The organism is Roseobacter insulae (assembly GCF_019375555.1).
Classification (GTDB): domain Bacteria; phylum Pseudomonadota; class Alphaproteobacteria; order Rhodobacterales; family Rhodobacteraceae; genus Roseobacter; species Roseobacter insulae.
In genome coordinates this window covers 408,402-433,028 of record NZ_JAHXDN010000005.1, presented here as the reverse complement: position 1 = coordinate 433,028, position 24,627 = coordinate 408,402, and the positions used below count along the sequence as shown (strand labels likewise).

The 24,627-nt window shown below is 57.6% G+C and carries 31 protein-coding genes; 25 read left to right on the top strand and 6 right to left on the bottom strand.

Going from position 1 to position 24,627, the window contains the following annotated elements; all coding sequences use genetic code 11:
- The first annotated feature begins 5 nt into the window (after window positions 1-5).
- The 14 genes from KX928_RS19290 to rpmD all read left to right on the top strand — a co-directional run bounded on the left by KX928_RS19290 (window position 6) and on the right by rpmD (window position 7,917).
- Window positions 6-893: a polysaccharide deacetylase family protein gene (locus KX928_RS19290; RefSeq protein WP_219505950.1), complete on the top strand. Its 888-nt coding sequence runs from the start codon at window positions 6-8 to the stop codon at window positions 891-893.
- Window positions 890-2,161, top strand: coding sequence for an amidase family protein (locus KX928_RS19285; RefSeq protein WP_219505949.1), 1,272 nt, complete (start codon window positions 890-892; stop codon window positions 2,159-2,161). Before KX928_RS19290 ends, KX928_RS19285 begins: the two co-directional genes overlap by 4 nt.
- A 95-nt stretch (window positions 2,162-2,256) precedes the next feature.
- Entirely contained in the window at window positions 2,257-2,916 is a 660-nt protein-coding gene (locus KX928_RS19280; protein ID WP_219505948.1) for an FMN-dependent NADH-azoreductase, read from the top strand.
- A gap of 713 nt (window positions 2,917-3,629) precedes the next feature.
- Window positions 3,630-3,836: a 50S ribosomal protein L29 gene (gene rpmC, locus KX928_RS19275; protein WP_219505947.1), complete on the top strand. Its 207-nt coding sequence runs from the start codon at window positions 3,630-3,632 to the stop codon at window positions 3,834-3,836.
- An 11-nt stretch (window positions 3,837-3,847) separates the two neighbouring features.
- Complete coding sequence (rpsQ, locus tag KX928_RS19270; protein ID WP_219505945.1) at window positions 3,848-4,087, top strand: 30S ribosomal protein S17; 240 nt, start codon at window positions 3,848-3,850, stop codon at window positions 4,085-4,087.
- Between the two features lie 71 nt (window positions 4,088-4,158).
- Entirely contained in the window at window positions 4,159-4,527 is a 369-nt protein-coding gene (rplN, locus tag KX928_RS19265) for a 50S ribosomal protein L14 (protein WP_011567679.1), read from the top strand.
- Between the two features lie 2 nt (window positions 4,528-4,529).
- Window positions 4,530-4,841 (top strand): 50S ribosomal protein L24, encoded by a 312-nt coding sequence (rplX, locus tag KX928_RS19260; RefSeq protein ID WP_219505944.1) that lies wholly within the window; start codon window positions 4,530-4,532, stop codon window positions 4,839-4,841.
- Window positions 4,834-5,397, top strand: coding sequence for a 50S ribosomal protein L5 (rplE, locus tag KX928_RS19255; protein WP_219505942.1), 564 nt, complete (start codon window positions 4,834-4,836; stop codon window positions 5,395-5,397). The genes rplX and rplE overlap by 8 nt, the downstream gene beginning before the upstream one ends.
- 18 nt (window positions 5,398-5,415) lie before the next feature.
- Window positions 5,416-5,721, top strand: a complete 306-nt coding sequence (rpsN, locus tag KX928_RS19250) for a 30S ribosomal protein S14 (RefSeq protein WP_219505940.1) — start codon at window positions 5,416-5,418, stop codon at window positions 5,719-5,721.
- Window positions 5,722-5,733: 12 nt separating this feature from the next.
- Window positions 5,734-6,126 (top strand): 30S ribosomal protein S8, encoded by a 393-nt coding sequence (gene rpsH, locus KX928_RS19245; RefSeq protein ID WP_195819744.1) that lies wholly within the window; start codon window positions 5,734-5,736, stop codon window positions 6,124-6,126.
- 10 nt (window positions 6,127-6,136) lie between these two features.
- Window positions 6,137-6,670, top strand: coding sequence for a 50S ribosomal protein L6 (rplF, locus tag KX928_RS19240; protein WP_219505937.1), 534 nt, complete (start codon window positions 6,137-6,139; stop codon window positions 6,668-6,670).
- Between the two features lie 12 nt (window positions 6,671-6,682).
- Complete coding sequence (rplR, locus tag KX928_RS19235; protein WP_219505935.1) at window positions 6,683-7,042, top strand: 50S ribosomal protein L18; 360 nt, start codon at window positions 6,683-6,685, stop codon at window positions 7,040-7,042.
- A 105-nt stretch (window positions 7,043-7,147) separates the two neighbouring features.
- On the top strand, window positions 7,148-7,726 hold the full coding sequence (gene rpsE / locus KX928_RS19230; RefSeq protein WP_219505932.1) for a 30S ribosomal protein S5: 579 nt from the start codon (window positions 7,148-7,150) through the stop codon (window positions 7,724-7,726).
- 2 nt (window positions 7,727-7,728) lie between these two features.
- On the top strand, window positions 7,729-7,917 hold the full coding sequence (gene rpmD / locus KX928_RS19225) for a 50S ribosomal protein L30 (RefSeq protein WP_219505931.1): 189 nt from the start codon (window positions 7,729-7,731) through the stop codon (window positions 7,915-7,917).
- Window positions 7,918-8,549: 632 nt separating this feature from the next.
- Here rpmD and KX928_RS19220 read toward each other — a convergent pair.
- From KX928_RS19220 to KX928_RS19195, 6 genes are all read right to left on the bottom strand, one after another.
- The gene (locus KX928_RS19220) at window positions 8,550-9,359 is read right to left on the bottom strand and encodes an NAD-dependent epimerase/dehydratase family protein (RefSeq protein WP_219505928.1); all 810 of its coding nucleotides are present in this window, start codon (window positions 9,357-9,359) and stop codon (window positions 8,550-8,552) included.
- Window positions 9,347-10,249 (bottom strand): DUF4380 domain-containing protein, encoded by a 903-nt coding sequence (locus tag KX928_RS19215; RefSeq protein ID WP_219505925.1) that lies wholly within the window; start codon window positions 10,247-10,249, stop codon window positions 9,347-9,349. Before KX928_RS19215 ends, KX928_RS19220 begins: the two co-directional genes overlap by 13 nt.
- Window positions 10,250-10,306: 57 nt before the next feature.
- Complete coding sequence (locus tag KX928_RS19210) at window positions 10,307-11,302, bottom strand: substrate-binding domain-containing protein (RefSeq protein WP_219505922.1); 996 nt, start codon at window positions 11,300-11,302, stop codon at window positions 10,307-10,309.
- 53 nt (window positions 11,303-11,355) lie between these two features.
- Window positions 11,356-12,342 (bottom strand): ABC transporter permease, encoded by a 987-nt coding sequence (locus KX928_RS19205; protein WP_257883944.1) that lies wholly within the window; start codon window positions 12,340-12,342, stop codon window positions 11,356-11,358.
- Between the two features lie 2 nt (window positions 12,343-12,344).
- Window positions 12,345-13,907: a sugar ABC transporter ATP-binding protein gene (locus KX928_RS19200; protein WP_219505916.1), complete on the bottom strand. Its 1,563-nt coding sequence runs from the start codon at window positions 13,905-13,907 to the stop codon at window positions 12,345-12,347.
- A 144-nt stretch (window positions 13,908-14,051) separates the two neighbouring features.
- A complete protein-coding gene (locus KX928_RS19195; protein WP_219505914.1) occupies window positions 14,052-14,723 on the bottom strand; it encodes a GntR family transcriptional regulator in 672 nt (223 codons plus the stop codon).
- Between the two features lie 108 nt (window positions 14,724-14,831).
- Here KX928_RS19195 and KX928_RS19190 point away from each other — a divergent pair, with 108 nt between their 5' ends.
- The 11 genes from KX928_RS19190 to KX928_RS19140 all read left to right on the top strand — a co-directional run bounded on the left by KX928_RS19190 (window position 14,832) and on the right by KX928_RS19140 (window position 24,626).
- Entirely contained in the window at window positions 14,832-15,701 is an 870-nt protein-coding gene (locus KX928_RS19190) for an SMP-30/gluconolactonase/LRE family protein (protein WP_219505912.1), read from the top strand.
- Window positions 15,702-15,727: 26 nt separating this feature from the next.
- Entirely contained in the window at window positions 15,728-16,762 is a 1,035-nt protein-coding gene (locus KX928_RS19185) for a sugar ABC transporter substrate-binding protein (RefSeq protein WP_219505910.1), read from the top strand.
- An 87-nt stretch (window positions 16,763-16,849) separates the two neighbouring features.
- Window positions 16,850-18,373 (top strand): sugar ABC transporter ATP-binding protein, encoded by a 1,524-nt coding sequence (locus tag KX928_RS19180; RefSeq protein ID WP_219505907.1) that lies wholly within the window; start codon window positions 16,850-16,852, stop codon window positions 18,371-18,373.
- Entirely contained in the window at window positions 18,370-19,371 is a 1,002-nt protein-coding gene (locus KX928_RS19175; RefSeq protein ID WP_219505905.1) for an ABC transporter permease, read from the top strand. The genes KX928_RS19180 and KX928_RS19175 overlap by 4 nt, the downstream gene beginning before the upstream one ends.
- Before the next feature lies 1 nt (window position 19,372).
- Window positions 19,373-20,161 carry an SDR family NAD(P)-dependent oxidoreductase gene (locus KX928_RS19170; RefSeq protein ID WP_219505902.1) on the top strand — a complete coding sequence of 263 codons (789 nt, stop codon included), beginning with the start codon at window positions 19,373-19,375 and terminating at the stop codon, window positions 20,159-20,161.
- A gap of 22 nt (window positions 20,162-20,183) precedes the next feature.
- Window positions 20,184-20,678 (top strand): lactoylglutathione lyase family protein, encoded by a 495-nt coding sequence (locus tag KX928_RS19165; protein ID WP_219505900.1) that lies wholly within the window; start codon window positions 20,184-20,186, stop codon window positions 20,676-20,678.
- Complete coding sequence (locus KX928_RS19160; protein WP_219505897.1) at window positions 20,671-21,702, top strand: C-terminal binding protein; 1,032 nt, start codon at window positions 20,671-20,673, stop codon at window positions 21,700-21,702. Before KX928_RS19165 ends, KX928_RS19160 begins: the two co-directional genes overlap by 8 nt.
- 12 nt (window positions 21,703-21,714) lie before the next feature.
- On the top strand, window positions 21,715-22,404 hold the full coding sequence (locus tag KX928_RS19155) for an RraA family protein (protein ID WP_219505894.1): 690 nt from the start codon (window positions 21,715-21,717) through the stop codon (window positions 22,402-22,404).
- A complete protein-coding gene (locus KX928_RS19150) occupies window positions 22,385-23,305 on the top strand; it encodes a 2-dehydro-3-deoxygalactonokinase (protein ID WP_219505891.1) in 921 nt (306 codons plus the stop codon). Before KX928_RS19155 ends, KX928_RS19150 begins: the two co-directional genes overlap by 20 nt.
- Entirely contained in the window at window positions 23,302-23,928 is a 627-nt protein-coding gene (locus KX928_RS19145; protein ID WP_219505865.1) for a 2-dehydro-3-deoxy-6-phosphogalactonate aldolase, read from the top strand. Before KX928_RS19150 ends, KX928_RS19145 begins: the two co-directional genes overlap by 4 nt.
- Window positions 23,925-24,626 carry an SDR family NAD(P)-dependent oxidoreductase gene (locus tag KX928_RS19140; protein WP_219505864.1) on the top strand — a complete coding sequence of 234 codons (702 nt, stop codon included), beginning with the start codon at window positions 23,925-23,927 and terminating at the stop codon, window positions 24,624-24,626. The genes KX928_RS19145 and KX928_RS19140 overlap by 4 nt, the downstream gene beginning before the upstream one ends.
- Window position 24,627: the final 1 nt, after the last annotated feature.

Here is a 24,627-nt window from a genome sequence, read left to right as displayed (position 1 = left end):
AGACCATGCAGAAGAAAATTATCTGGCCGAACGGCGCGCGATGCGCCTGTGCGATCACCTTTGATATCGATGCGGACAGCCTGATCCATATCGCAAAGCCGGTCGACGGGCATGATCGCCTCTATCCGATCTCCATGGGGCGCTACGGGCCGACGGTTGCCATCCCACGGATTCTCGAAACCTACAAACGTCTCGGGCTGAAACAGTCCTTCTTCGCCCCCGGATGGGTCGTGGAGCAATATCCAGATGCTATGCAAGCCATCCTGAAAGATGGTCATGAAATCGGCCATCACGGCTATTTGCACGAAGACCCGACAAACCACAGCGCGTCTGAACAAGCCTATTGGTTTGAACGCGCGCTGGAAGCGCATAAGCGGGTTCTGGGCAATGTGCCAAAAGGCTATCGCGCGCCGGTTTACAATGTGACGCAAGCCGTCATCGACCTGCTGAACAAGCATGAATTCGACTATGACAGTTCGCTGATGGCGGATGATGTACCCTATCTCATGCGATCCGGCGGGCGGACTTTGGTCGAACTTCCATCGCATTGGGGGACCGACGACTGGCCGCAATTCGCCCATTTTGAGGAGATTGGCTACATGATGCCCGTCGCCGGGCCACGCGCCGGGCTGACCCCATTTTGGGAGGAATTCGAAGCCCAATACGAAGAAGGCGGCTTCTGGATTGGCATCTGGCATCCCTTCCTGACCGGGCGCTTGGCGCGGTGGCGGCAGGTGGAAGACTGGATGGAAACTATCTTGAACAGGGGTGACGTCTGGTTCGCCACTCTCGGAGAGATCGCGCAGCACGTGCGCGCGCAATATGAGGCAGACCGGCAAAGCGTGCGGGTTGAAGAACTGCCCTATTATCAGGCCCCGGTCCTGACGACATGAATATCCTTCAACGGGCGCGCGACTTCCTGGCTTCGCTCGACGCGCAGCGCGAGGTATTCCTCGGCGTTGCGCCAGATAGACTGTTGCAGGATGCCCGATCCGCCGCCGCGCGGCAGGCCGCAGGGAAGCTGCTTGGCCCGTTGGACGGCCGGTTTCTTGCGGTGAAGGCCAATATCGACGTGCAAGCGCTCCGAAGCCATGCGGGATCTTTGGCCATCGACCCTCAGCCAGCAGACAATGACGCCCCGATCGTGGCAAGGCTCCGTTCCGCGGGCGCGATCATTCTGGGCCATGTGAACATGTCGGAATTCGCCTTCTCCGGGCTCGGAGTCAATCCGCATTTCGGCACCCCTCTGAATGCGTTGGATAGCACAATGGTGCCTGGAGGGTCCTCGAGCGGATCGGCGTCAGCCGTTGCCCTGGGCTTGGCCGACATCGCCTTGGGCACAGATACCTCCGGCTCCGTGCGCATTCCGGCTGCCTGTCAGGGCCTGGTGGGGTTCCGCCCAACTATGGACCGCTATGAAAGCGCCGGGATTTTACCTCTGGCGCCTTCTCTGGATACGCCAGGCTCACTCGCTTTATATGTCAGTCAGATTTGCGCTGTGGATCGCGTTTTGTCGGATTGCAAAGAAACCGGGCACGCCTGCCGTCAAATTCTGTGCCTGAGGGAAGATGCCCTGGTGGGATTTACCCCGGAAATCAAGGCTATGTACGGACAGGCCCTGCAGCATTTGTCCGAGCATGGCATCGAATTGGAAAGAGTTGACGTCCAAAGCTTCACTCGTGTCACGGAGATCTTCCAAGCCTATGGAACGCTGGTGAGTGCCGAAGCCTTTCGTCTTCTGCCAAATCTGGTCGGAGACCAGCAGGCCAGACTGGACCCAAATGTGCAGGATCGCCTTGCTCAGGCAGCTTCAATCCTTGGCACAGATCTGCAGGCATTGCTGGAAATCCGGCGGGCCCTCATCCCGGACTTTGGCAGGGAGCTGGCAGGGAAGATGCTGCTTTACCCGACATTGCCCTCGTACCCGCCGTCCGTTCAGGCCGTGACCCGCGATAAAGGGGTCTTTGCACGGGAGAACGCCCTTATCCTGTCGGTATCGATGAAAGCCGCCTTCCTCAATGCCCCAACAATTTCCATTCCGGTTGGAGAACGGAGACCGGGGGGCAGCCTATCCTTGAGCGGCGGCGCAAACAGGGATGCGGATGTACTTGCGACGGCGTCTCATCTGGAGAAGATTTTTTCAGCGATTGGAGATGGGTGAGGTCAGTTCACTCTATTCAGAATTCTCTTCATTTGTACCTGCGCGTCACTGGCTTCACTTTTGAATGGTTCATTGCAAACTGACTAGGTGACAAGATGACCACAATCCTGAGAATTGACGCCAGCGTGCGCCGCACCGACAACCCTGTTGCGGCCTATAACTCCATTTCCCGCGCTTTGGCGGACAGTTTCGTAGAAGAATGGAAAACGGTTGATCCGGACGTCGAAATTATTCTGCGTGACGTCGGAATGACACCGCCGGATTTCATTTCCAACGATTGGATCGCGTCCGTCTTTACAGCAGAAGAGGAACGCACCCCCGAACAGAGCGCTTTGGTCAGCTTGTCTGATACGCTGATTGACGAACTCGACCGCTCCGACATCCTGCTGATTTCGACGCCCATGTACAACTACGGCATGCCCGCAGCCCTGAAGGCTTGGTTTGATCAGATCATCCGGATCAACAAGACATTTACGTTTGACTTGGCGCGCGGCGACTTCCCCCTGGAACCGATCATGTCCGGCAAAACCCTGGTGCTGCTGACATCGGCTGGCGAATTCGGCTTTGAGGACGGTGGGATTCGCAATGACTCGGGTCACCTTTCTGCGCATATCAGCACATTGCGCAAGTACCTGGGCGCAGAACGCATGTTCGAAGCTGCGGCCGAGTATCAGGAATTCGCTGATGAGCGTCACGTAGCCTCGGTCGCCTCAGCTCAGGCCCAGGCACGCCACATTGCGCGTGAGCTTGCCTGACCGTTAGCCAGTTTATGGAAAGTAGAACCTGATGAAATGAACGGGTTCTGCATTTCCAACTGGTCACAGCTCAAGGTGTGTGAGGCAGCTGGTTGTGTCCCGCGCCCTTACTTGAGTGGTTCAAGTCGCCAAAGATACGAAACGGCAGCGAATGTAGTTGTAAACCTTCATTTCGGATTGGCAGACAGTTTAAACCAATCTCTTGAATCAACATCCCCGTATTCGAACTCCAGGTTCGAAGGCGGACTTTGCTATGCTGCGTTTTAACGGCAGATTTGTCCCGCAACCTGTGAACCTGCTGCTTTAAAATTGCCGCGCTGAGGACGAATGGCCGGAAACGACGCTGCACCGCATCGTGGAAATTTACGCTTGCGCAGAAAACTTGGTGCTGCGAGCGCACGCAGCGAGAATATCCAAATCACAGGATGGGCTGCGCGCTGCCATTCGCAGCATTTTTCGGATATGCGAGGGAACCCACCGAACGGGTCCGATGCGCAAGGTTTTGGCAGTGCGCGCACCGCCCCGTCGCGCGGGCGCTTCGGTTCCTGCCCCTCGGGTCGGGCGCGGCTTTGTGATCAAGGCGTTTTCTCAAGAGAATAAGGGGTTGCCTTAGCCTCACAAGCCTCCTATACGGCCCCTTCATCATGGACTCCACGGGAATCAGGGTGACGCATCTGATGCGGCCTACTCGTGATGTTGAAAGGAATAGGGCGATGGACGCCAAGGAATTGCACGACAAGACGCCAGACCAGCTGCGTGAAGAGCTGGCCAACCTGAAGAAAGCCTCCTTCAACCTGCGCTTCCAGCAAGCGACAGGCCAGTTGGAGAACCCCGCACAGATCCGCAAGGCGCGTCGTGACGCGGCCCGGGTAAAAACTGTGCTGAACCAAAAAGCAGCCCAAGCTGCAGCATCTGAATAAGGAGAGCCCTCATGCCAAAGCGTATCCTGCAGGGTGTCGTCACTTCTGATGCCAACGCCCAGACCGTGACCGTGAACGTCGAGCGCCGCTTCACGCATCCGGTTCTGAAAAAGACCATCCGTAAGTCCAAGAAATACCGGGCGCACGATGAGAAGAACGCGTTCAAGGTGGGCGATACCGTCCGCATCATCGAATGCGCACCGAAGTCGAAAACCAAACGTTGGGAAGTGCTGGAGGCCGCCGAGGCCTGAGGCACCGCCCTTAATTCGAAACCCTGGGGATATGGCCACGCATCGGCCCCCCAAAGGTCGGGAGAAACCAAATGATCCAGATGCAGACCAACCTGGATGTTGCTGACAACAGCGGCGCACGCCGTGTTCAGTGCATCAAGGTCCTGGGTGGTTCCAAGCGTAAATACGCGTCCGTCGGCGACATCATCGTCGTGTCGGTCAAGGAAGCCATCCCCCGCGGCCGTGTGAAAAAGGGTGACGTGCGTAAAGCCGTCGTCGTGCGCACCGCCAAGGAAGTCCGCCGCGAAGACGGCACCGCGATCCGCTTTGATCGCAACGCCGCCGTCATCCTCAACAACAACAACGAGCCCATCGGTACCCGTATCTTTGGCCCGGTTGTGCGGGAACTGCGCGCCAAGAACTTCATGAAAATCATCTCGCTCGCGCCGGAGGTGCTGTAATCATGGCTGCCAAGTTGAAAAAAGGTGACAAGGTCATCGTGCTGGCGGGCAAGGACAAGGGCAAGACGGGCACGATTTCGTCCGTGGACCCGAAATCCGGCAAGGCCGTCGTCGAGGGGATCAACATCTCCATCCGCGCCACGCGCCAGTCGCAGGAAAGCCAGGGGGGCCGTATCCCCAAGGCGATGCCGCTTGATCTGAGCAACCTCGCCATCGTGGATGCCAACGGCAAACCCACACGCGTCGGGTTCAAGATCGACGGTGACAAGAAAGTGCGCTTTGCCAAAACCACGGGGGACGTGATCGATGCTTGATAGTGCAACCTACACACCCCGCCTGAAGGCCGTTTATAACGACACGATCCGTGCCGCGATGAAAGAGGAATTCGGCTACAAGAACGACATGCAGATCCCGCGTCTGGACAAGATCGTCCTGAACATCGGCTGCGGTGCCGAAGCCGTGCGTGACAGCAAGAAAGCCAAATCGGCGGTGGAAGATCTGACGCTGATTGCCGGCCAGAAGGCGCTGACCACTGTGGCCAAGAAATCCATCGCGGGTTTCCGCGTGCGGGAAGACATGCCGATGGGCGCGAAAGTGACCCTGCGCGGCGATCGCATGTATGAATTCCTCGACCGTCTGATCACGATTGCAATGCCCCGCGTCCGCGACTTCCGCGGCGTATCGGGCAAGTCTTTCGATGGGCGTGGCAACTATGCCATGGGCCTCAAAGAGCACCTCGTGTTCCCGGAGATCAACTTCGACAAGATCGATGAGAACTGGGGAATGGACATCGTGATCGCCACAACGGCGCAAACCGACGCTGAAGCAAAGAGCCTGTTGAAAGCTTTCAACATGCCTTTCAATTCATAAGCGCGGGAAGGATTAGACATGGCTAAAAAATCTATGATCGAACGCGAGAAGAAGCGCGAAGCTCTGGTGAAGAAATACGCCGCCAAGCGCGCTGAACTCAAAGCAATCGTGAATGACCAGGAAAAGCCGATGGAAGAGCGTTTCCGCGCCTCCCTGAAGCTGGCGAAACTGCCGCGCAACTCTTCGGCCGTGCGTCTGCACAACCGTTGCCAGTTGACCGGTCGTCCACACGCCTACTATCGCAAACTGAAAATTTCGCGGATCGCGCTGCGGGACCTTGGCTCGAACGGCCAGATCCCCGGCATGGTCAAGTCGAGCTGGTAAGGAGCGCATCACATGAACGATCCTATCGCAGATATGCTGACACGCATCCGGAACTCTTCGATGCGCGGCAAATCCACAGTCCACACACCTGCTTCCAAGCTGCGTGCCTGGGTGCTGGATGTGCTGGCGGACGAGGGCTATATCCGTGGCTATGAAAAAACCACCGGTGCCGACGGCCACCCGGCCATCGAGATCAGCCTGAAATACTACGAAGGCGAACCTGTCATTCGCGAGCTCAAGCGGGTCTCCAAACCCGGGCGCCGCGTCTACATGGGCGTCAATGACATCCCCGTTGTCCGTCAGGGCCTGGGCGTGTCGATTGTCTCCACCCCCAAGGGTGTGATGTCGGACCAAGCAGCACGCAGCGCCAACGTCGGCGGCGAAGTGCTCTGCACCGTCTTCTAAGGAGGGGCTCATGTCTCGTATTGGTAAAAAACCGGTCGACCTGCCCAGCGGTGTTTCCGCCTCCGTGAGCGGTCAGACCATCGAAGTGAAGGGCCCCAAGGGCACGCGCTCCTTTAAGGCCACGGATGACGTGTCTCTGAAGGTCGAAGACAATGTTGTTTCCATCGAGCCGCGCGGCAAATCCAAGCGCGCGCGTCAGCAGTGGGGCATGTCCCGCACGATGGTGGCAAACCTTGTCACCGGCGTGACAGAGGGCTTCAAGAAGGAGCTGGAGATCCAGGGTGTGGGTTACCGGGCGCAGATGCAGGGCAACACCCTGCGGCTGAACCTCGGCCTTAGCCACGACGTGGATTACACAGCGCCCGAGGGTGTGACCGTGACCGCGCCGAAACAAACCGAAGTTGTGGTGGAAGGCATTGACGAACAGCTTGTTGGTCAGGTTGCCGCGAACATCCGCGCGTGGCGCAAGCCCGAGCCCTACAAGGGCAAAGGCATCCGCTACAAGGGCGAGTTCATCTTCCGCAAAGAAGGCAAGAAGAAGTAAGGACGCAAGATAATGGCAAACAGCAAGAGACAACTGTTCCTCAAGCGCCGCCTGCGCGTTCGGAACAAACTCCGCAAGGTAAACGCGGGTCGCGTGCGCCTTTCGGTTCACCGCTCGAACAAGAACATCAGCGCGCAGTTGATCGACGATGTGGCTGGCAAAACACTCGCCGCTGCCTCGACGCTCGAAAAGGCGCTCGGTGTTGTGGGCAAGAACAACGTCGAAGCCGCCACCAAGGTCGGTGCCGAGATCGCGAAACGCGCGAAGAAGGCTGGCGTTGAAGAAGCCTATTTCGATCGGGGTGGTTTCCTCTTTCACGGAAAGGTCAAGGCCGTGGCCGACGCCGCCCGTGAAGGCGGTCTGAAAATCTAAGAGCTGAAGGTCGCCCCGCGCGGGCGGCCTCGATGATCCGGGGGCCGTTGGCTCACTTGGATTGAATGAACCGGGCGCTTGCCCAGATATCAAAGGATGTTCTCAATGGCAGAACGTGAAAACCGTCGCGGCCCGCGCCGCGATCGTGACGAAGCACCGGAATTCGCCGACCGTCTGGTCGCGATCAACCGTGTGTCGAAAACCGTAAAAGGTGGTAAGCGCTTTGGCTTCGCAGCCCTCGTGGTTGTGGGTGACCAGAAGGGCCGTGTCGGCTTCGGCAAGGGCAAGGCGAAGGAGGTCCCCGAGGCCATTCGCAAGGCCACCGAACAGGCCAAGCGCCAGATGATCCGCGTACAACTGCGCGAAGGTCGGACGCTGCACCACGACATGGAAGGCCGTCACGGCGCCGGTAAAGTGGTCATGCGCACCGCGCCGGAAGGAACCGGGATCATCGCCGGTGGTCCGATGCGTGCTGTGTTCGAGATGCTGGGCGTGAAGGACGTGGTTTCCAAGTCCATCGGCTCGCAGAACCCCTACAACATGATCCGCGCCACCATGGACGGGTTGAAAAAGGAATCGAGCCCCCGCTCGGTCGCGCAACGTCGCGGAAAGAAGGTGGCCGACATTCTGCCCAAGCGTGAAGACGCCGTGGACACATCCGCGCAAGTGGCTGAGGAGGCATGAGCATGGCCAAGACGATTGTGATTAAGCAGATCGGCTCCCCGATCCGCCGCCCCGCCAAACAGCGCGCCACGCTGATCGGCCTGGGCCTGAACAAGATGCACAAGACCCGCGAGTTGGAAGACACAGCCAGCGTGCGCGGCATGATCAACTCCATCCCGCATATGGTGGAGATCGTGGAGGAGAAGGGCTAAGCCTTTTTTGAGAATTGAGATTGAACAAGCCTCGCAGGAAACTGCGGGGCGTTTTTTATGGGTGGAGTGTCCGCTCTGAGCGCAAAGTGGCAGATGCTGCAATATGCACCAGGGTTTGAAAACCGTTTCGAAGCAGTCATTGGAGGGCGGTCATTGCATTGTCCTGTGATGGATTGGGCATTTTTATAATAATATTCAATAAGATAAGTGGCACTCTGTGCACCATTTGTGCAACTTGGAATTGCCTTCCGGCGTGCAATGTCGGGTATTCTGCGGTTAAGGTAGTTTGGTCCCATTGCGGCTCGTTTGAGCGAGCAAAATCACATTCTCCTTGCGACCTCCTAAAAGGGCGATCACGTTTTTTCCGGACATGTAGTGACAGAATTTACGGCAGGATTTGGGTCGGCTTGGGCTTATGCCAGTGAGGAAGCTGGCATTCAAGGCGCGTAAGCCCGCCTATTTGCTTTCTATTCTCTGCCAATCTGAGCGGTCTGTCCGGTCCCCGAGCAAACTGCGGCCGTCCTTGGAGGTTCTTGGCCCGGTCGTGTTCAGCCAATTTGCTCCGATATGTAGAAATCTGAGTATGTAGAAATCTGAGCAGCGCAACTCTGTCGACCATTATAAGGCCTTTCCTACCAGTCTGGGAAAAAACCCTCGGCAAATCTGATGGCGTGGAAAGATAGTATGCCTTTGATTGCGGATTTGAATACAATTAGGGGGGGTGTCTTAGCGGGGCTGCCATCTTGCGGCTGGTAGTCGATGACACGCTTAGTTTCGGAGATGTCCCACCGCATACCCGGATTATCGGACATTAAGTTCAAAGCGGCGAATTGAACGCCTTCTGCATTGATCGCAGCGCGCATTCCATTCAGAAAATCCCTGTCACTCAACCACATTTCCTGACCCCAGCGGCCCATAGCCATATGCGGCCCCGGCTGGTTGTCATGGGTCCATTGGGTCCAGCCAATACGCAGGCAAATGACGGAAAGCCCGTGGTGCTCTGCAAAGTATGCCCCCGTCCGCTCGCAGAACAGTTTTGACATCCCGTATGCATTGATCGGGCCAGGGGGCGTGGTTGAATCCAATCTGTCATCTGTGAACCGTTTGTCGCCGTGGATCCAATTCGAACTGGCGAGGACAACCCGGCCAACACCCATTTTTGCAGCATGGTGGTAGAGGGTCAGGGTCGCGTCCATGTTGTGTTTGATGGCGGACGCCCAAGAGGCCCCAGGCTCCCGGTCGCCCGCAAGGTGCACGATGACGTCCACCCCCTCAAGAAGCGAAACCCAACTGGCGTCGTCAGACAGGTCCGCGATGTGAATGTTCGGGTGATCCACTGGCCGAATGTCGATCCCGCTGACAGTGCGATCCGGGTCACCCTCAAGCGCGTCAAACAGTTTGCGGCCCAAATGCCCACCGGCACCGGTTATCATGACATGCATGACAGGAGTTCCTCGTATTCTGAGATTGTCTGGTCTGCGGGCACCGTTGTTTCGGTTGACCAAAAGCGAAAGTGCTGTTGAAAACCCAGCGTTTCGCTGGGCATGAGTTCAGTCATTGGTGAATGCCACTCCGCCTCGCAGTAGGGATAATCGCCTGAATTGAAGATCTCCACGGGGTGCTGATGCGCAAACCTGTCTTTTGGTGATGGCTTTGGGACCGAACACATCAGAAACGGCCCGGCCTCGTTGAATTTGATGAGTGTCTTTCCCTGGCGGTTTGGCAAACCGACTTTGAATTCCTGCCGCCTCGCACAACTTGCCACGACGCCGCTGTTGTGGGTTTCAACCAGAGGCCTGGCCTGACCAAAGACGGGATGGAATTCCGGATTGTCCATCGCCACCCCGATCTTGGCGGGCGTGTTGATCATCATGACGGACCATATCCCCGTCCTGCGCGGTGAAGCGCCATTGTTGGTCACCAAGTGATCGATGGTCCATGTCGTTGCAGAGGTCAGCGCGATACGGCGTCGCACGGAGAGGCTCGTCAAGGGACAGACCTCACTGGTCAATTCGACCAAATCGCTCTGCTTTGCTGTGATCCGATAGGCACCACTGTCCAGAACGCGGTAGGGCGCTCCGTTCACCCAGTCCGTGTCCGGCGCGATCCAGGTCTTTTCACCACCCCATAGCGGAAAGCCAAATTGCGGTGACTTTGTTGGCAGACCCGCAAGATCGGATGTGTCGAAGGGCAACCCGACAAGGTCGGGGTTTTGAAACAGCAAGGAGCGGCCCTCGACTGTCACGTCCCAGAGGCGGCCACCGATCCCAGGCAGGATCGTGAGATCCAGATCGTGATTTTGCAGCTTTATGACGGCCCAGCGATCAGACAAGAGGTGTTGCTCCGCAAGCAGACACCCGGCGCGAAGGAGCCGCGCCGGGTGCGATGTTTAGACGTGTTTGAACTGCGCGACGTTTTCGGCCGTGATCGGCATGACGCCTGTTTCGACACGTTCGGGCAATGGGTTGATCCCGGCGGCTTTCCAATCCGGCAGGACCTTCAGGGCATCGGTGTTTTGCCAATGCATCATGTGGAAGGCGAGGAAGATCTCAAGATAGGATTTTTGTGCCACAGCGCCGTAAATTGTGCCGTCTTCGATGTAGGGAAGCATGTCGTCGTTGCGGTCCATCGCGACGATCTTGATATCCTTGCGCCCCGCTTCATTGACGGCAATTGCAGCCCCTTTGCCGCTGTCCCCGTCTGTACCGCCAATGCCGACGATATCCGGGTTGGCTTGAATCGCCTGAAGATAGGCCGTCGGTGCGTAGGATGGATCAGCCTTGTCGTTGACCACATCGACGACTTCGATGTCTGGGTAGTTCTCGGCAAAGATCTGTTTGTAACCCTCAACCCGTTCCAGCGTGGAGGGGGCAGGGAAGGTGCCAAGGATGACCTTGCCTTTGCCACCGATCGCCTGCGCCAGCATTTCGCCACCAACACGGCCGGCCTGCACGCCGTTGATGCCCAGGAAGGTTGACCGGGGGCTATCGGGGATGTCACCGATACAGCACGTCACCGGGATACCAGCCTCAACCGCGCGTTCGACGCCCGGCGCCAGCGTGGCCGGGTCACCGGGGAAGATCAGAATGCCAGCGGGGCGGCGTGCAATGAGTTCGTCAAGTTGCCGCGCCTGCGCGGCAGTGTCGAAATCGAGCGGGCCTGTGAAAGTGGCCTTGATGCCCATCAGCTCTTCGAGGTCTTTCATTGCGTTGCGGTAGTCCACCCAGAACGGCACCTGAGTGACAATCGACAGGAAGACATATTCCTTGCCAGCCGCCTGTGCCATTGCTTCTTTCGACAGTATGGGCAAGCCAAAGGCGGCGGCGAGTCCCGCGGTGGTGCCTGCGGTCAGCAGCTTGCGCCGGTTTACGTTCATTTCAGTCATGGTGATCTCCCTTGTTCGGATCGTTGGATGTTGGATTGTCTTGAAAACAGGGGTCAGCCCCGTTTGCTTCGGATCAGCATGTCCAGTGCCACGGCGGAAACCAGGACCCCGCCGATGACGATCATCTGCCAGTAGATCGATACGGCTTGCATGGTCATCGTGTTGTTGATCAGCGCGACAAAGACCACGCCAAGGAATGCACCGAGGATCGTGCCTTCGCCGCCGCGAAGCGACGCGCCACCAATGACGGCCGCTGCCAGAACCTGAAGCTCAATGCCATTGCCAGCCGTGGGTGTGCCGCTCATCAGGCGGGACGCCAGAAGAACCCCGGCCAGGGCCGCAAGAACGCCGGTCAGTGCATAAAGGATGATGCGGACGCGGGTGACATGGATGCCAGACAGCATCGCCGCCTTCTCATTGGCACCGATGAAGTAGACCTGCCGGAAGAACCGGGTATGACGGACCGCCAGATCAAAAGCGATCACCAGCAAGATCGTCAGCAACACGATCACCGGAAAACCGCCGATGTCAGCCTTGCCGATCCAGGCAAAGGAGACGGGCAGGCTGGAGACGGAAAACCCTTCCGTCAGGACCAGCGCAATGCCGCGCGCAATCGACATTGTGCCGAGCGTCGCAATCAGCGGATTAATCCCCAGCCCGGTGACAAGCACGCCGTTCACAACGCCCACCACACCGCCAAGGATCAGGCCCAGAATGACAGCAAGCGGAATGGGCATGCCTGTCAAAAGCAACATCGCGACCACAGTTGAGGACAACGCCATGACCGACCCGACCGATAGATCAAACCCGCCAGAGGCCAGAAGGATTGCCATGCCAATCACAATGATTGCTGTCGGGGCCATGCCGACGGCCACGGCACGAAAGTTGGAAAAACTGAAGAAATAGGGGTTCAGGTTGGACATCACGATGATGATGGCCGCGATCAGAACAATCAGCATCAATTCGCGGATATCCACGAAAGCTTGAAGGATACGGAGCAGAGGGGGCCGTTTCTCCGAATAGTCTGATTGAACGGTCATAGTCACAACGTCGCTCCTGAATCTGGGGTTGCGGATGCTGCTGAGCGGAGTGTTGTTCCGGCAGCCATTTGGAGGAGCACGCTTTCGCTGGCCTGTTCGGCGGGGATGTCCCCCATCAGCCGGCCTTCGTGGACAACAAGTATCCGCGAGCAAAGTGACACCAATTCGGGAAAATCCGAGGACACAACGAGGATCGCCATGCCTTCGGCAGCGCGGCGCTGTAGTTCTGTGTGGATTTGAAACTTGGCTCCGACATCGACGCCTTTCGTCGGCTCCTCAACAATCAGGAGATCAGGCACGCGCTTGAGCCACTTGGCCAGCATGATCTTTTGCTGGTTGCCTCCAGACAGCGCGCCAACTTCCTCGGCCAACCCGCTTGCCTTGACGCTGAACGCATCGATCGCGGCTCTGCTGGCGGCCCGAATAGAACCATTGCGCATCAGACCCATCGATGTGTGCTCTGCCAGGCTGGCGGCAATCAAATTGTCGCTGAGAGACTGTTCGAGGAACAGGCCTTCGGTTTTGCGTTCTTCTGGAACGAACCCGATCCCGGCCCGCATCGCCTGCCTGATGGATGTGAACTTGACAGGTTGGTCATGCAATTCAACATTGCCGGTCGCGCCCTGCACAAGCCCAACAATCGACCGAACAATCTCGCTGCGACGCGCACCCATCAGGCCGGCCATCCCAACGATTTCGCCGGCATTTATGGAAAAGGAAATATCTTCGAATTCACCGGGATGGGACAGCCCGGTCACGGCAACAACCTTGTCACCATTGACAGTTCTGGAGCCGCTGACGTCGCCGGGGTGGGCGCCGCCGATCATTTCCGCGACGACTTGCTCTTGCGAGGTTTGTGTCGCGGGCAACGTGCTGATGTGACGGCCATCGCGCAGAACGGTCACGCGGTCGGAAATGCGAAAAATCTCCGCCATGTGATGACTGACATAGACGATGCCGATGCCTTTGCGGGTTAGGCCGCGCAGAACGTCGAACAATGCGTCAACCTCGTCCGGTGCAAGGGCCGACGTTGGCTCATCCAACAACAAAACGCGTGAATTCAGGGAAAGCGCCTTGGCGATCTCAACGATTTGTCGCGAACTGATGGGCAAGCTGTCCACGGGCATTGAGACATCAATCTCCAGCCCAAACTCAGCCAAAAGCGCCTCGGCACGGCGGCGCAGTTCTGGCCAGTCAACAACGCCCATGCGAGCAGGGGCGCGCCCAGCATAGATGTTTTCCGCAACGGACAGTGCGCCTGCGAGGCTAAGTTCCTGAAAGACGCAACTGATGCCGAGAGATTGCGCGTGCGAAGGATTCTCGATCCGCTGTTCCTTGCCGTTGCACAGTATCTTGCCATCTGAGGGCTGGTGCAGACCGTAGAGCAGGTCCAGGCAGGTGGACTTCCCCGCGCCGTTTTCGCCGCACAGTGCGTGAACCTCTCCGGGGCGAAGCTCGAAATCGACACCATCAAGGACAAGGTTGGAGCCAAAGCTCTTCGCGACAGCATCCAGCTGAATGAGCGGCGGAGCGGCCTCACCATCTCGAATCGATGTCGCGTTCATATCTCGTCCTCCCTTCTTCAGGTTGGCATCTGATATCTCAGATGTCAATTGCATTAAGAGGTCGTCTACTTAACGCAGCGAAGGCGGCCAGTTCTGGGGCCGCCTTCAGAAATGGACTTTAGATTAGGGGGTCCTGAGCCTGAGTCAGGCGGCAGTTATTCCGTCCAGCACGATCGAAGCACTTTTGTAGGTCTGGCGCGTCCGATCAATATGCTCAATCAGAAGCGATTTTATCTCGGCGAGGTCACCCTGGCTCACCGCGCTGGCAATCTTCTTGTGCTCTTCAAATGACAGATCGGTGTGATGTGGTAGTTTCGCCAAATGTGTGCGCAAGGCTGCAATCTTGCCGACATAACGCGTGTAACTTGCTGTCAGATAGTCGTTTCCTGCATGTTCAAAAATCAGATGGTGGAAAGACGTATCCAAAGCCAGATACTCCTTGTCATTTCCCCGTCCGCGTTCCTGCTCCATTTTCTTCACGACCTTTGTCATGTCGTTGGACAAACCAACCGGGTCCCGCGACAACGCCAGTTCAAAAGCGGCAGTCTCAATTGCCTGCCGGAAATCACAGATCTGCGTCACTTCTGCCTCGGACAGGGAAAACACTCGGGCCCCCTTTTGCGGCTCGATGCTGACCAGACCTTCATCGCGCAGTTGGGCGAGCGCTTCGCGCACGGGCGACTTTGAAACGCCCAGTTCTTCCGAGATTTTCCGCTCCGACAGAATCTGACCCATCTTCAGTGAGCCATCGATAATGCGGTCCCTCAAATGCTCCAGGGCGAGTTCTCGAAGAGATTTGGGTCGTTCCAGCGCCATCTGGTGGTGCCTCCAAAAAATGTGTTGCAAGGGCGAGGATATCTGATACACCAGATTTAACAAGCTGGAATATCAGATATCAGTATTTGGCGATGGGAGGTCACCAAAATGCGCGCAGAGCTGATTGTTGACTGCAAGAATGAGCACGGAGAGGGGGTTTTCTGGAACCCTGCCGACGGGCTTGTGTGGTGGACCGACATCGAAGGCTGCGCGCTTTGGTCCTTTGATCCGACCACGTCTGAAACAGCTTCATACCAAATGCCCGAACGTGTTTGCTGCTTTGCGCCGCGTGCCTCGGGCGGTCTGATCGTTGCTTATGCCGGTCGTGTTGTTTTGTTCGATCCGGTTACGAAAGCGGAAACGCTGGTAACAGAGTTCGAACCCGACAATTCTGAGACCCGGCTCAATGACGGACGTACTGACAGACAGGGTCGTCTGATTGTTGGCGGCATGAACGAAGCGTCCGGCACTGCTGATTCTTCCGTAATTTGCATCGACACTGACCTCTCCGTGAAGACCGTCATCGATAATGTCGCTTGCGCCAACTCGACATGTTTTTCGCCAGACGGTGGCACAATGTTCTTCGCAGACACGCCGGACCGCGAAATCGTGGCGTTTGACTATGATGCGGCCAGTGGAACGGTTTCCAACCGGCGCGTTCATGCGTCTTTCAAAGACGAACCGGGCCTGCCGGACGGATCCTGTGTCGACGCTGAGGGCGGTATCTGGAACGCCGAATGGGAAGGTCACCGCATCATTCGCGTGGCTCCGAACGGCGAGATTGATCGCGTGATTGATGTCCCGGTCTGGAAGCCCACGTGTTGCACTTTTGGCGGTCCAGACTTGGACACCCTTTTCATCACAACCTCGCGCCTGCTGAGTGATGAGGATGCTCTCACAAAAGAACCGGAATCCGGCGGCCTGTTCGCTGTCAAACCCGGCATTCGCGGCGTGATCGACACGCCGTTCAAAGGATAACCAACCCAATTCTGGAGGAGAAGACCATGTTGAAACAGCTGATGAATACGACGCTTGCTGCCGGCTTTGCCGTGATTGCCTGCACCGCGCAAGCCGAAAACTACCCGGCACCTGTTCCACTGCAAGACGGCGCGCAAGCTCCAATTGACGCGATCACACCCACAAACGAGACGTTACGGATCGCCTACATGCCGCCGGCAACGGAGTTCAACTACTACATTGCCATTGGCGAAGGCATTAAAGCCGTCGCCGCAGAAGAGGGCGTAGAGGTCTTCATGCTGGCCCCGCAATCGGGTGCGGATATCAATGGCCAGATGGGCATGATTCAAGATGTTCTGACCCAGGACGTCGATGCGATCATCTTTGGCACGCATGATGAATTTGCCGCAGCACCACTGCTGAAGCAGGCCGTCGACAAGGGTATGGCGGTGTTGATGATCAACTCTGACATCCCAAACTTCCCGACACCGATCCATGGTGTGGTGGGGTACTCGCAGCGCAACGGCACCCACAATATCGCGGACTGGGCTATCGAAACCTATGGTGACAATCCGTTGAAGGTGGGCATCATCGAAGGCCAGCCGGGTTATCACTCAACCGAGCGTGTGGGCGGGTTCTTGGACGGGATCGAAGGCAACGAGAATTTTGAGGTTGTCGTATCGATAGACGGCAAATGGAACGTCGAAGGCGGCAACACGGCGGGGATGGATATCCTGCAATCGCACCCTGATCTCGACATGATCTTTGCGGCGAATGACTACATGATCATTGGCGCGTCATTTGCCGCCAAAGCCTTGGGCCGTCGCGATATCGTGCTGCTTGGCAATGACGGGGACACCTCCGGCTTGGAAGAGATTGCAGCGGGCAATATCACCGCAACGGTCAACACCTCTCCCTTCCTGATGGGCAAGGCCGCGATGCATGCGACGATTGATGCCCTCAACGGGTCCTACCCCGGCGGTTGGATCGAAACGCCGACCTCGATCGAAGACAAGGACGGTGCCATCAGCGTCCTGCAAGAGCCTGAAAAGCTCTTCCCGCAGCCATCCAAAGAGTACTGAGGGTTCTCCCTGCTTCCCGGTGGCACCTTTGTGTGCTGCCGGGGGCGCAATCCAATCGAAATTCACCTACTAATCGAGGCAATCGCGATGACCACCGCCACGCCCCTTTGGGAATTTGTCGACATCAGCAAGGCCTATCCCGGCGTTCTGGCGAACGACAAGGTCCGGATCAAACTGTTACCCGGATCGATCCACGGGCTGCTGGGCGAAAACGGCTGCGGCAAGTCCACGATGATCAAGACACTGTCCGGCGTGCAACAACCTGACAGCGGTCAGATCCTTCACAATGGACAACCCGTAACCATCAGCGATCCTCAGGTTGCGCGCGATCATGGCATTGCGACAGTGTTTCAGGAATTCTCTATCGTGCCAACGCTGTCGGTTGGTGAAAACATCTTTCTGGGCAACATGCCCCGGTCTCGGTTTGGCGTCATCGACTGGGCTAAGGTCCACAGCGAAGCAGCCCGCGTTCTTGCGGAAATGGACGTCGACGTCTCACCCGATGCCATCACCGGCACGTTGTCGGTTGGTGAACAACAGCTGGTCGAGATTGCCAAGGCCGTGGCCATGGACGCCCGGATGATCATCCTTGATGAACCGACAGCCGCCTTGGGCGAAGACGAGATCGAACGCCTCCACCAGCTTTTGCGCAATATGCGTGGCCGCGGCACCAGCATCCTCTATGTCTCGCACCGGTTGGATGAGGTCGAACGGATCGTTGATGAGGTAACCATCCTGCGCGGTGGCAAGGTCGTGCGCGCGAGCGGCGAGACAGAAATCAACGTATCCGAGATTGTTAGCGCCATGGTGGGGGAGGACATCGGAGAACACTACCCCAAGGAGCAAAATGCGACGGCCGAAGTTGTCATGGAAGCGCACGGGCTCGCGACAGCTTCTGGCGTGACGGATGCGTCGTTCGCCCTTCACCGGGGCGAGGTTCTGGGCCTGGGTGGTGTGCTGGGAAGTGGCCGTACCGAAATTGCCCGCGCCCTGTTCGGAACAGATGAACTCTCCGCCGGGCAGCTGATCCTGAACGGAAAGCCAGTTCGCTTCCGCCGGGAAATGGATGCGATCCGTGCCGGGCTGGCGCTGGTGCCGGAGAACCGCAAATACGACGGATTGTTTTTCAATTTCCGTGCAAGCGGCAATATCACTGCGGCCTCGCTGGGCGGGCTATCTCGCCTTGGTGTGCTGAATCTGAAAGCCGAAGAGCAGGCGACACATGACCTGATCCGGGATCTTGAGATCTCGACACAGGCCGAGGAAAAGACCGTCAACTTCCTGTCCGGGGGCAACCAGCAGAAGATCGTGATCGCGCGCTGGCTGTTCTCGGATTCGGACATTCTGATCCTTGATGAGCCGACGCAAGGCATCGATATCGGAGCCAAAATCGCAGTCTACAAGCTGATCAACAAGCTGACGCGCGCGGGCAAATCCATCATCCTGATCAGCTCGGATCATGACGAACTGCTGGCAATGAGCGACCGGATCGCAATCGTTCAGCATGGCGCGATCACGCGCACCGTTGAGGCATCCGACCTGACCCATGACGATCTGGTGCGCGCGTCTGCCGATACCACCGAAACCAATCTCGAGGAGGTGTTCGCATGAAGCGGATCTTCGATACGCAACTCATTGGACCGTTCGCGGCAATGGTCATCGTGGCGCTCATCGTCGCCCTTACAACCGAGCGCTTCCTTAATCCTGGCAACCTCTCGAACCTGTCTTTGCAGGTCAGCATCGTCGCACTTATTGCCATTGGGTCGACCATGGTCATTTTCACCGCTGGAATCGATCTGAGTTCCGGTTCCATGGTCGCGCTGCTGACCATGATCCTTGCGCAGATGCTCAAATTCATGGGCATCCCCCTAATGCTGGCGTTGCCGATGATCCTGATTGTTGGCGGGCTGCTCGGCCTCTTTATCGGATTGATAACGGCCTATGGGCGCATTCCGTCTTTTATCACCACGCTGGCTGCTCTGATCGCGTTTCGCGGTCTTGCGCTGACGTTCAACAACGGATCGCCGATCTTCTCGCTTGATCCCGCACTCGAGCCAATTTTCTACGGCAAACTGGCGGGTATCCCGCTGCCCTTCTTTTATCTGGTCTTTTTCTACGGGCTTGCCGCCTTCGTAATGAATTTCACCAAGCTGGGCCGCGAGATTTATGCCGTGGGTGGGAACCCCGCCGCTGCTGTTCTGACCGGCATCAACGTGCGCAAGGTTCAAACAACAACCTTCGTGATCGCAGGCTTCATGACCGCCGTCGGTGCCATCCTGATGTCTGCGCGGCTGAACTCGGGCTCGCCCAACTATGGTCAAACCCTTGAGCTGCAAGCGATCGCGGCGGCTGTGGTCGGTGGGGCCAGCCTCGCTGGCGGGCGCGGCAACATTCTGGCCACGCTTATGGGGGCGATGACAATCGTGATCGTTCAGAACGGATTGAACCTGAATGCGGCGCCATCTTCGGTCCAGAACATCGTGCTGGGTCTCATTATTCTGCTCGCCGTTGGCATCGATATGTGGCGCGCTGAGATTTCGGCGCTGATGGGCCGCATCTTTGGGCGCTCATCATCGGGTTCGGCACAAAAAGTCAAAAAGGGGGTCTGACATGGACTTGGGATTGAAAGACAAGCTTGTCCTTGTGACCGGGTCCGGTTCAGGCATCGGCAAAGCGACTGCGCGGGTTTATTTGCAGGAAGGTGCTCGGCTTATTGTGCACGGCCTGACCCAGGTGGAAGTCGCCACCTGTGTGAATGACCTTTCCGCACTGGGCGATGTCAAAGGCATGGCCGCTGATCTGTCCAACCTCGCGGATGCTACGGCCTTGGCAGAGTTTGCGCAGGCCCAGGGGGACGTGGATGTCCTGGTCAATAACGTCGGCATCTTTTCAGTCAAACCGTTCGAAGATCTGACAGACGAAGACTGGATCCACTATTTCAACATCAACGTGCTTTCTGCCGTTCGGATGAGCCGGATTTTTCTGCCCGCAATGCTAGAGCGCGGGACCGGGTCCATCATCAACATGGCCAGCGAGGCAGCTGTCAAACCTCTGCCCCAGATGGTGCACTACTCCGTGACGAAGACCGCGATGCTGGGTCTCACCCGCGGGATGGCTGAGCTTACCAAAGGCACGGGTGTGCGGGTCAATTCGATCCTGCCGGGGCCAACCTGGACCGAAGGGGTTGAGGCCTATTTCGACGGGCTTGCCGAACAAGAAGGCGAACCGCTTGATGCAATCGTCGACAACTACTTCAAGTCGGATGAACCCACATCCCTGATCCAGCGCTTCGTCCAGCCGGACGAGGTCGCGCGCATGATCGTCACGATCTCATCAAGCACCGCGTCAAATGGTGCCGCTCACCGGATCGAAGGCGGCATCGTTCGCAACATTCTGTAACTCTCATGCAAAGGAGCCTCCCATGGCCGCACTTACATTCTCTCACATTGGCATCACGGTTCCGGACCTGGAGAAGGCCGTGGACTTTTATTCCAAGGCGTTCGGGCTTTACGTGTTGATGGAGCCCACTGAAATCCTGCACGACGAAAGCGCCATCGGGCAGATGTGCGATGACGTCTTTGGCGAGGGCTGGGGCAAGTTCCGCATTGCGCATCTGTCGATGGGGGACGGGATCGGCATCGAGTTGTTCGAGTTCCCCAAAACCGTCGAAGAAGAACGTCCCTTTGAATACTGGCGGCGCGGCTTGTTCCACTTCTGCGTTCAGGACGAGGATCTGGAAGGCCGTATCAAGATCATCGAGAGCCTTGGTGGCAAGCAGCGCATGCAACAGGTGCGCAAGTATTATCCGGGCGAGAAGCCCTATCGGATGGTCTACATGGAAGACCCGTTCGGCAACATTTTCGAGCTTTATAGCCATTCCTACGAGTTGACGTATTCGGCAGGTGCCTATGACTGATCAGCTCACATTCACCCCAAGAACGGACAAGCCGAAGGTCGTGATCACCGATTACGACTTTGGCGATGTCAGCGTCGAAAAGGGTATTCTCGAAGCAGCCGGCGCAGAGGTGATTGCACTTCAGGCCAAGCACGAAGAAGACCTGTTTGATGTGGCACCGGATTGCGCGGCTATGATCAACCAATACGCGCGGATTGGTAAGGACACGATCTCGCGCATGCAAGAATGCGAGGTCATCGCGCGCTACGGTGTCGGGGTCGACATTGTGGATGTTGCGACGGCGACAGAACGCAGGATTCTTGTGACGAATGTGCAGGACTACTGCACGGAAGAAGTTGCAGATCACGCGATTGCCCTTTGGATGACGCTGGCGCGCAAGCTGCCGGACTACGACCGGGCGACGCATAAGGGCATCTGGAAGTGGCAAAGTGGCCAGCCGATCAATCGGCTACGGGGGCGCACCATGGGTGTCGTGTCCTTTGGCAAGATTGGACAGGCGATTGCAGCACGCGCCCATGCCTTTGGCGTTAATGTCATTGCCTTTGACCCCTTCCTGCCGGCAGAGGTCGCAGCCCGGCACGGCGCAGAGCTGGTATCCAAGGCGGACCTTCTTGCGCGATCAGACTACATTCTGATGCAGGCCCCGATGACGCCCGAGACGCGGCACTTTCTATCAGATTCAGAGTTTGCGGCGATGAAACCCGGTGCAATCCTGATCAACACAGGTCGCGGTCCAACCGTGGATAACGAGGCGCTTTATCGTGCTTTGACCGAGGGCCATCTTGCCTCAGCAGGATTGGACGACCCCGAAGAAGAACCGGCCAAGCGGGCCAATTGGTCGCCGGATGACAATCCAATTTTCACATTGCCCAACGTGCTCGTGACACCCCATGCGGCCTATTACTCGGAAGAGTCGATCCTCGCCGCGCGTGTCACCGCAGCCACCCAAGTGGCCAAGGTCCTGACGGGCCAGAAACCAGACTACACCGTCAATGCGGATGCTTTGGCCGCACTAACCGCATAACAGGAGACAAACATGCCAGACGTGAGCACCGACCTACGGGTTTTCAACGACTTTGACCGCAACCCGGACTTACTGAAGAACTTCGACAAGGTACTGGCGGCGTATTCTGCTGCCGCCATCTTTGCCGATGTGCAATACCGCACGGGTGTGATGGATAGCGCCATCAAACCTGCCTTCCGTTCCAAGGTGACAGGGCAGGCCGTCACGGTCCAGCTTTCCAAGGGTGATCTGGTTGATCCCCTCCGGGCACTTGAAATGGGTCAGCCCGGCGATGTGATCGTCGTTGATGCCGGCGGTGATCTGCAAACGTCGGTTTGCGGCGGCCTGATGGGCGGATTGGCCCTGAACCGCGGCATCCGCGGCATGATTGTTGATGGCACGGGACGTGACACTGACGAGTTGGAAGACATCAACTGGCCGATCTGGACACGGGCGATCACGCCACGTGGGACGCACACAATGTTCTCTGAACGCAAGGAAGAGCTTTCGATCAACGTGCCCATCGCTTGCGGGGGCGTCGTCGTGAACCCTGGTGATTTCATCGTGGCCGATTTGATGGGGGTCGTCGTGGTCCCACAGGAAATCGCTGAAGAAACGGTGCGTCTCGCGCAGGAACAGGCCGACCGCGAAGAAGAGACCCGCAAATGGGTTGCGAAGGGCAAAACTGTTGAGGATCTGTTGAATGAATTCGGTCGCATCTGACCCGGCCTTGATCGGTGTCGATTGGGGCACCTCATCGCTCCGTGCCTTTTTGATTGGCGCGAGCGGGGAGGTCATTGACGGGGTCACTTCACCGGAAGGGATCATGCAGGTCTCGGGGCAATCCTTCGAGGCGATCCTTGATCGCCTCATCGGACCCTGGGTGGCGCAGACAAACCTGCCAATCCTGGCATCCGGGATGATCACCAGCCGAAACGGATGGATCGAGACACCATACGCTGAAATGCCGCTTGGTGCTTGCGGTCTTGCGGGCGCGTTGGTGCCGCACGAAATCGCGAACGGCGCTCTGGTCCACTTTGTGACGGGGGCTTCTATCGAACACAAAGGTGGCCCCGACGTGATGCGCGGTGAAGAGACGCAGATCATCGGCGCATCCGCTCAGGGGTTGAAAGACGGCATGTTCGTGATGCCCGGCACCCACAGCAAATGGGTCCAAGTCGCAGAGGGGCAGATCGTCGACTTCTCGACCTATATGACCGGCGAAATATTTGCCGCACTGAAAGAGCACACCATCCTTGGCACGTTGATGGAAGCCGACGGCTTCAACGAAGAGGCATTCGAGATGGGCGCGAGAGCAGGCCTTGATGGGCGGACGAACCTGCTGAACAATCTGTTCCATGTGCGGACCCTGCCGCTGATGGGAAAAATACCCAAGGTCGCCACCGCAGACTATATGTCGGGCCTTCTTATTGGGACTGAAGTTGCGGCGGCGACGCAAGATGCAGAAGACATCGGACCCATCACCGTTGTCGGTCGCAATGACCTGTCGGACCGGTATGAAACAGCGCTTGGTATGGCGGGATTCAATAGCCGTCGTGCACCGGACGATATCGTCGCACAGGGCCACTTCCTGATTGCGCGCGCTGCGGGGTTGCTCGGATGATCGACTTGGCCACGGCACTTGCCGAAAACCCCCTGATTGCAATCCTGCGAGGGTTGGAGCCGGAAAACGCGCGTCCTGTATCGGACGTCCTTGTGGACGCAGGTTTCCGCATCATCGAAGTCCCGCTCAACTCTCCTGACCCACTGATGTCTATCCAGCGGATTGCGGCACAGCACGGCGCGCAGTCCATTATCGGGGCCGGAACAGTACTCAACGTCGAACAGGTTGAGGCGGTCGCAGAGGCGGGCGGAAGGATCATCGTTTCTCCGAACATGAACCCGGAAGTGGGGCGCGCAGCGGTTGCGCAGGGGCTGCACTGGTGTCCCGGCGTCATGACCCCATCCGAGGCTTTTTCCGCGCTGGATCTTGGCGCGTCTGTGCTCAAGTTTTTCCCCGCTGAAATGGTGCCCCCAAATGCCATTGCTGCCATGCGGGCCGTTTTGCCGTCCGATTCTGTCGTCGCAGCGGTCGGCGGGATTACCCCCGACACGATGGCGCCTTATCATGTTGCAGGCGTAAACGGGTTTGGGCTGGGGTCTGCCCTTTTCAAGCCAGGCTACTCACTGGATGATATCGGCAAGCACGCTCGTGGGTTTAAGAAGGCTTGGGAAGACTTGACATGAAACAGGCTGTTGTCACCGGAGGGACGCGCGGGATTGGGGCAGGGGTGGCGCGGTCGCTTGCCCAAGCGGGCTGGTCGGTCGTCGCGGCATCCGTGTCACAGACGGAACTGGATGCTTTTGAGCCACAGGACGGGATCACGACGCAACTGTTGGACGTCACCAACCAATCTTCGGTCGATGAGGTAATTGGCGGTCTGATGCAGCTTGATGCGCTGGTGAACTGCGCGGGCATTTTGCTGCGCGGGGATGAGTATGACATCGACGTCTTTGCCAAGGTTCTGGATGTGAACCTGACCGGGACCATGCGGTGTTGCCTTGCGGCGCAACCGTTGTTGGCCAAGGGTGGCGGCGCAATTGTGAACACGGCCTCAATGCTGAGTACCTTTGGCGGTCCATTGGTACCTGCCTATTCTGCCTCAAAGGGAGGCGTGGCGCAGTTGACCAAAGCCTTGGCGGGTCACTGGGCCGAAGAGGGGATCCGTGTGAACGCAATCGCGCCGGGTTGGATTGAGACTGAAATGACCCAAGGCTTGCGCGATGATCCTGCGCGGACCGAAGGGATCATGGCACGCACGCCAATGAAACGATGGGGAAAACCCGAAGAGGTCGGCGCGCTTGTGCGCTGGCTCTTGAGTGATCATGCCAGCTTTGTCACCGGGTCGATTTATCCGGTCGATGGCGGCTATCTCGCAATGTGAG

Excerpts from the sequence above, each read along its gene's own strand:
- rpmD (WP_219505931.1), top strand. The coding sequence starts at position 7,729 with ATGGCCAAGACGATTGTGATTAAGCAGATCGGCTCCCCGATCCGCCGC.
- KX928_RS19200 (WP_219505916.1), bottom strand. The coding sequence starts at position 13,907 with ATGAACGCGACATCGATTCGAGATGGTGAGGCCGCTCCGCCGCTCATT.
- KX928_RS19290 (WP_219505950.1), top strand. The coding sequence starts at position 6 with ATGCAGAAGAAAATTATCTGGCCGAACGGCGCGCGATGCGCCTGTGCG.
- KX928_RS19185 (WP_219505910.1), top strand. The coding sequence starts at position 15,728 with ATGTTGAAACAGCTGATGAATACGACGCTTGCTGCCGGCTTTGCCGTG.
- KX928_RS19155 (WP_219505894.1), top strand. The coding sequence starts at position 21,715 with ATGCCAGACGTGAGCACCGACCTACGGGTTTTCAACGACTTTGACCGC.
- KX928_RS19285 (WP_219505949.1), top strand. The coding sequence starts at position 890 with ATGAATATCCTTCAACGGGCGCGCGACTTCCTGGCTTCGCTCGACGCG.
- KX928_RS19170 (WP_219505902.1), top strand. The coding sequence starts at position 19,373 with ATGGACTTGGGATTGAAAGACAAGCTTGTCCTTGTGACCGGGTCCGGT.
- KX928_RS19280 (WP_219505948.1), top strand. The coding sequence starts at position 2,257 with ATGACCACAATCCTGAGAATTGACGCCAGCGTGCGCCGCACCGACAAC.
- rplN (WP_011567679.1), top strand. The coding sequence starts at position 4,159 with ATGATCCAGATGCAGACCAACCTGGATGTTGCTGACAACAGCGGCGCA.
- rplE (WP_219505942.1), top strand. The coding sequence starts at position 4,834 with ATGCTTGATAGTGCAACCTACACACCCCGCCTGAAGGCCGTTTATAAC.
- KX928_RS19205 (WP_257883944.1), bottom strand. The coding sequence starts at position 12,342 with ATGACCGTTCAATCAGACTATTCGGAGAAACGGCCCCCTCTGCTCCGT.
- KX928_RS19195 (WP_219505914.1), bottom strand. The coding sequence starts at position 14,723 with ATGGCGCTGGAACGACCCAAATCTCTTCGAGAACTCGCCCTGGAGCAT.
- KX928_RS19150 (WP_219505891.1), top strand. The coding sequence starts at position 22,385 with ATGAATTCGGTCGCATCTGACCCGGCCTTGATCGGTGTCGATTGGGGC.
- KX928_RS19145 (WP_219505865.1), top strand. The coding sequence starts at position 23,302 with ATGATCGACTTGGCCACGGCACTTGCCGAAAACCCCCTGATTGCAATC.
- rplX (WP_219505944.1), top strand. The coding sequence starts at position 4,530 with ATGGCTGCCAAGTTGAAAAAAGGTGACAAGGTCATCGTGCTGGCGGGC.
- KX928_RS19220 (WP_219505928.1), bottom strand. The coding sequence starts at position 9,359 with ATGCATGTCATGATAACCGGTGCCGGTGGGCATTTGGGCCGCAAACTG.
- KX928_RS19165 (WP_219505900.1), top strand. The coding sequence starts at position 20,184 with ATGGCCGCACTTACATTCTCTCACATTGGCATCACGGTTCCGGACCTG.
- KX928_RS19140 (WP_219505864.1), top strand. The coding sequence starts at position 23,925 with ATGAAACAGGCTGTTGTCACCGGAGGGACGCGCGGGATTGGGGCAGGG.
- rpsN (WP_219505940.1), top strand. The coding sequence starts at position 5,416 with ATGGCTAAAAAATCTATGATCGAACGCGAGAAGAAGCGCGAAGCTCTG.
- rpsH (WP_195819744.1), top strand. The coding sequence starts at position 5,734 with ATGAACGATCCTATCGCAGATATGCTGACACGCATCCGGAACTCTTCG.
- rpsE (WP_219505932.1), top strand. The coding sequence starts at position 7,148 with ATGGCAGAACGTGAAAACCGTCGCGGCCCGCGCCGCGATCGTGACGAA.
- rpsQ (WP_219505945.1), top strand. The coding sequence starts at position 3,848 with ATGCCAAAGCGTATCCTGCAGGGTGTCGTCACTTCTGATGCCAACGCC.
- KX928_RS19175 (WP_219505905.1), top strand. The coding sequence starts at position 18,370 with ATGAAGCGGATCTTCGATACGCAACTCATTGGACCGTTCGCGGCAATG.
- rpmC (WP_219505947.1), top strand. The coding sequence starts at position 3,630 with ATGGACGCCAAGGAATTGCACGACAAGACGCCAGACCAGCTGCGTGAA.
- rplR (WP_219505935.1), top strand. The coding sequence starts at position 6,683 with ATGGCAAACAGCAAGAGACAACTGTTCCTCAAGCGCCGCCTGCGCGTT.
- KX928_RS19180 (WP_219505907.1), top strand. The coding sequence starts at position 16,850 with ATGACCACCGCCACGCCCCTTTGGGAATTTGTCGACATCAGCAAGGCC.
- KX928_RS19190 (WP_219505912.1), top strand. The coding sequence starts at position 14,832 with ATGCGCGCAGAGCTGATTGTTGACTGCAAGAATGAGCACGGAGAGGGG.
- KX928_RS19210 (WP_219505922.1), bottom strand. The coding sequence starts at position 11,302 with ATGACTGAAATGAACGTAAACCGGCGCAAGCTGCTGACCGCAGGCACC.
- KX928_RS19160 (WP_219505897.1), top strand. The coding sequence starts at position 20,671 with ATGACTGATCAGCTCACATTCACCCCAAGAACGGACAAGCCGAAGGTC.
- rplF (WP_219505937.1), top strand. The coding sequence starts at position 6,137 with ATGTCTCGTATTGGTAAAAAACCGGTCGACCTGCCCAGCGGTGTTTCC.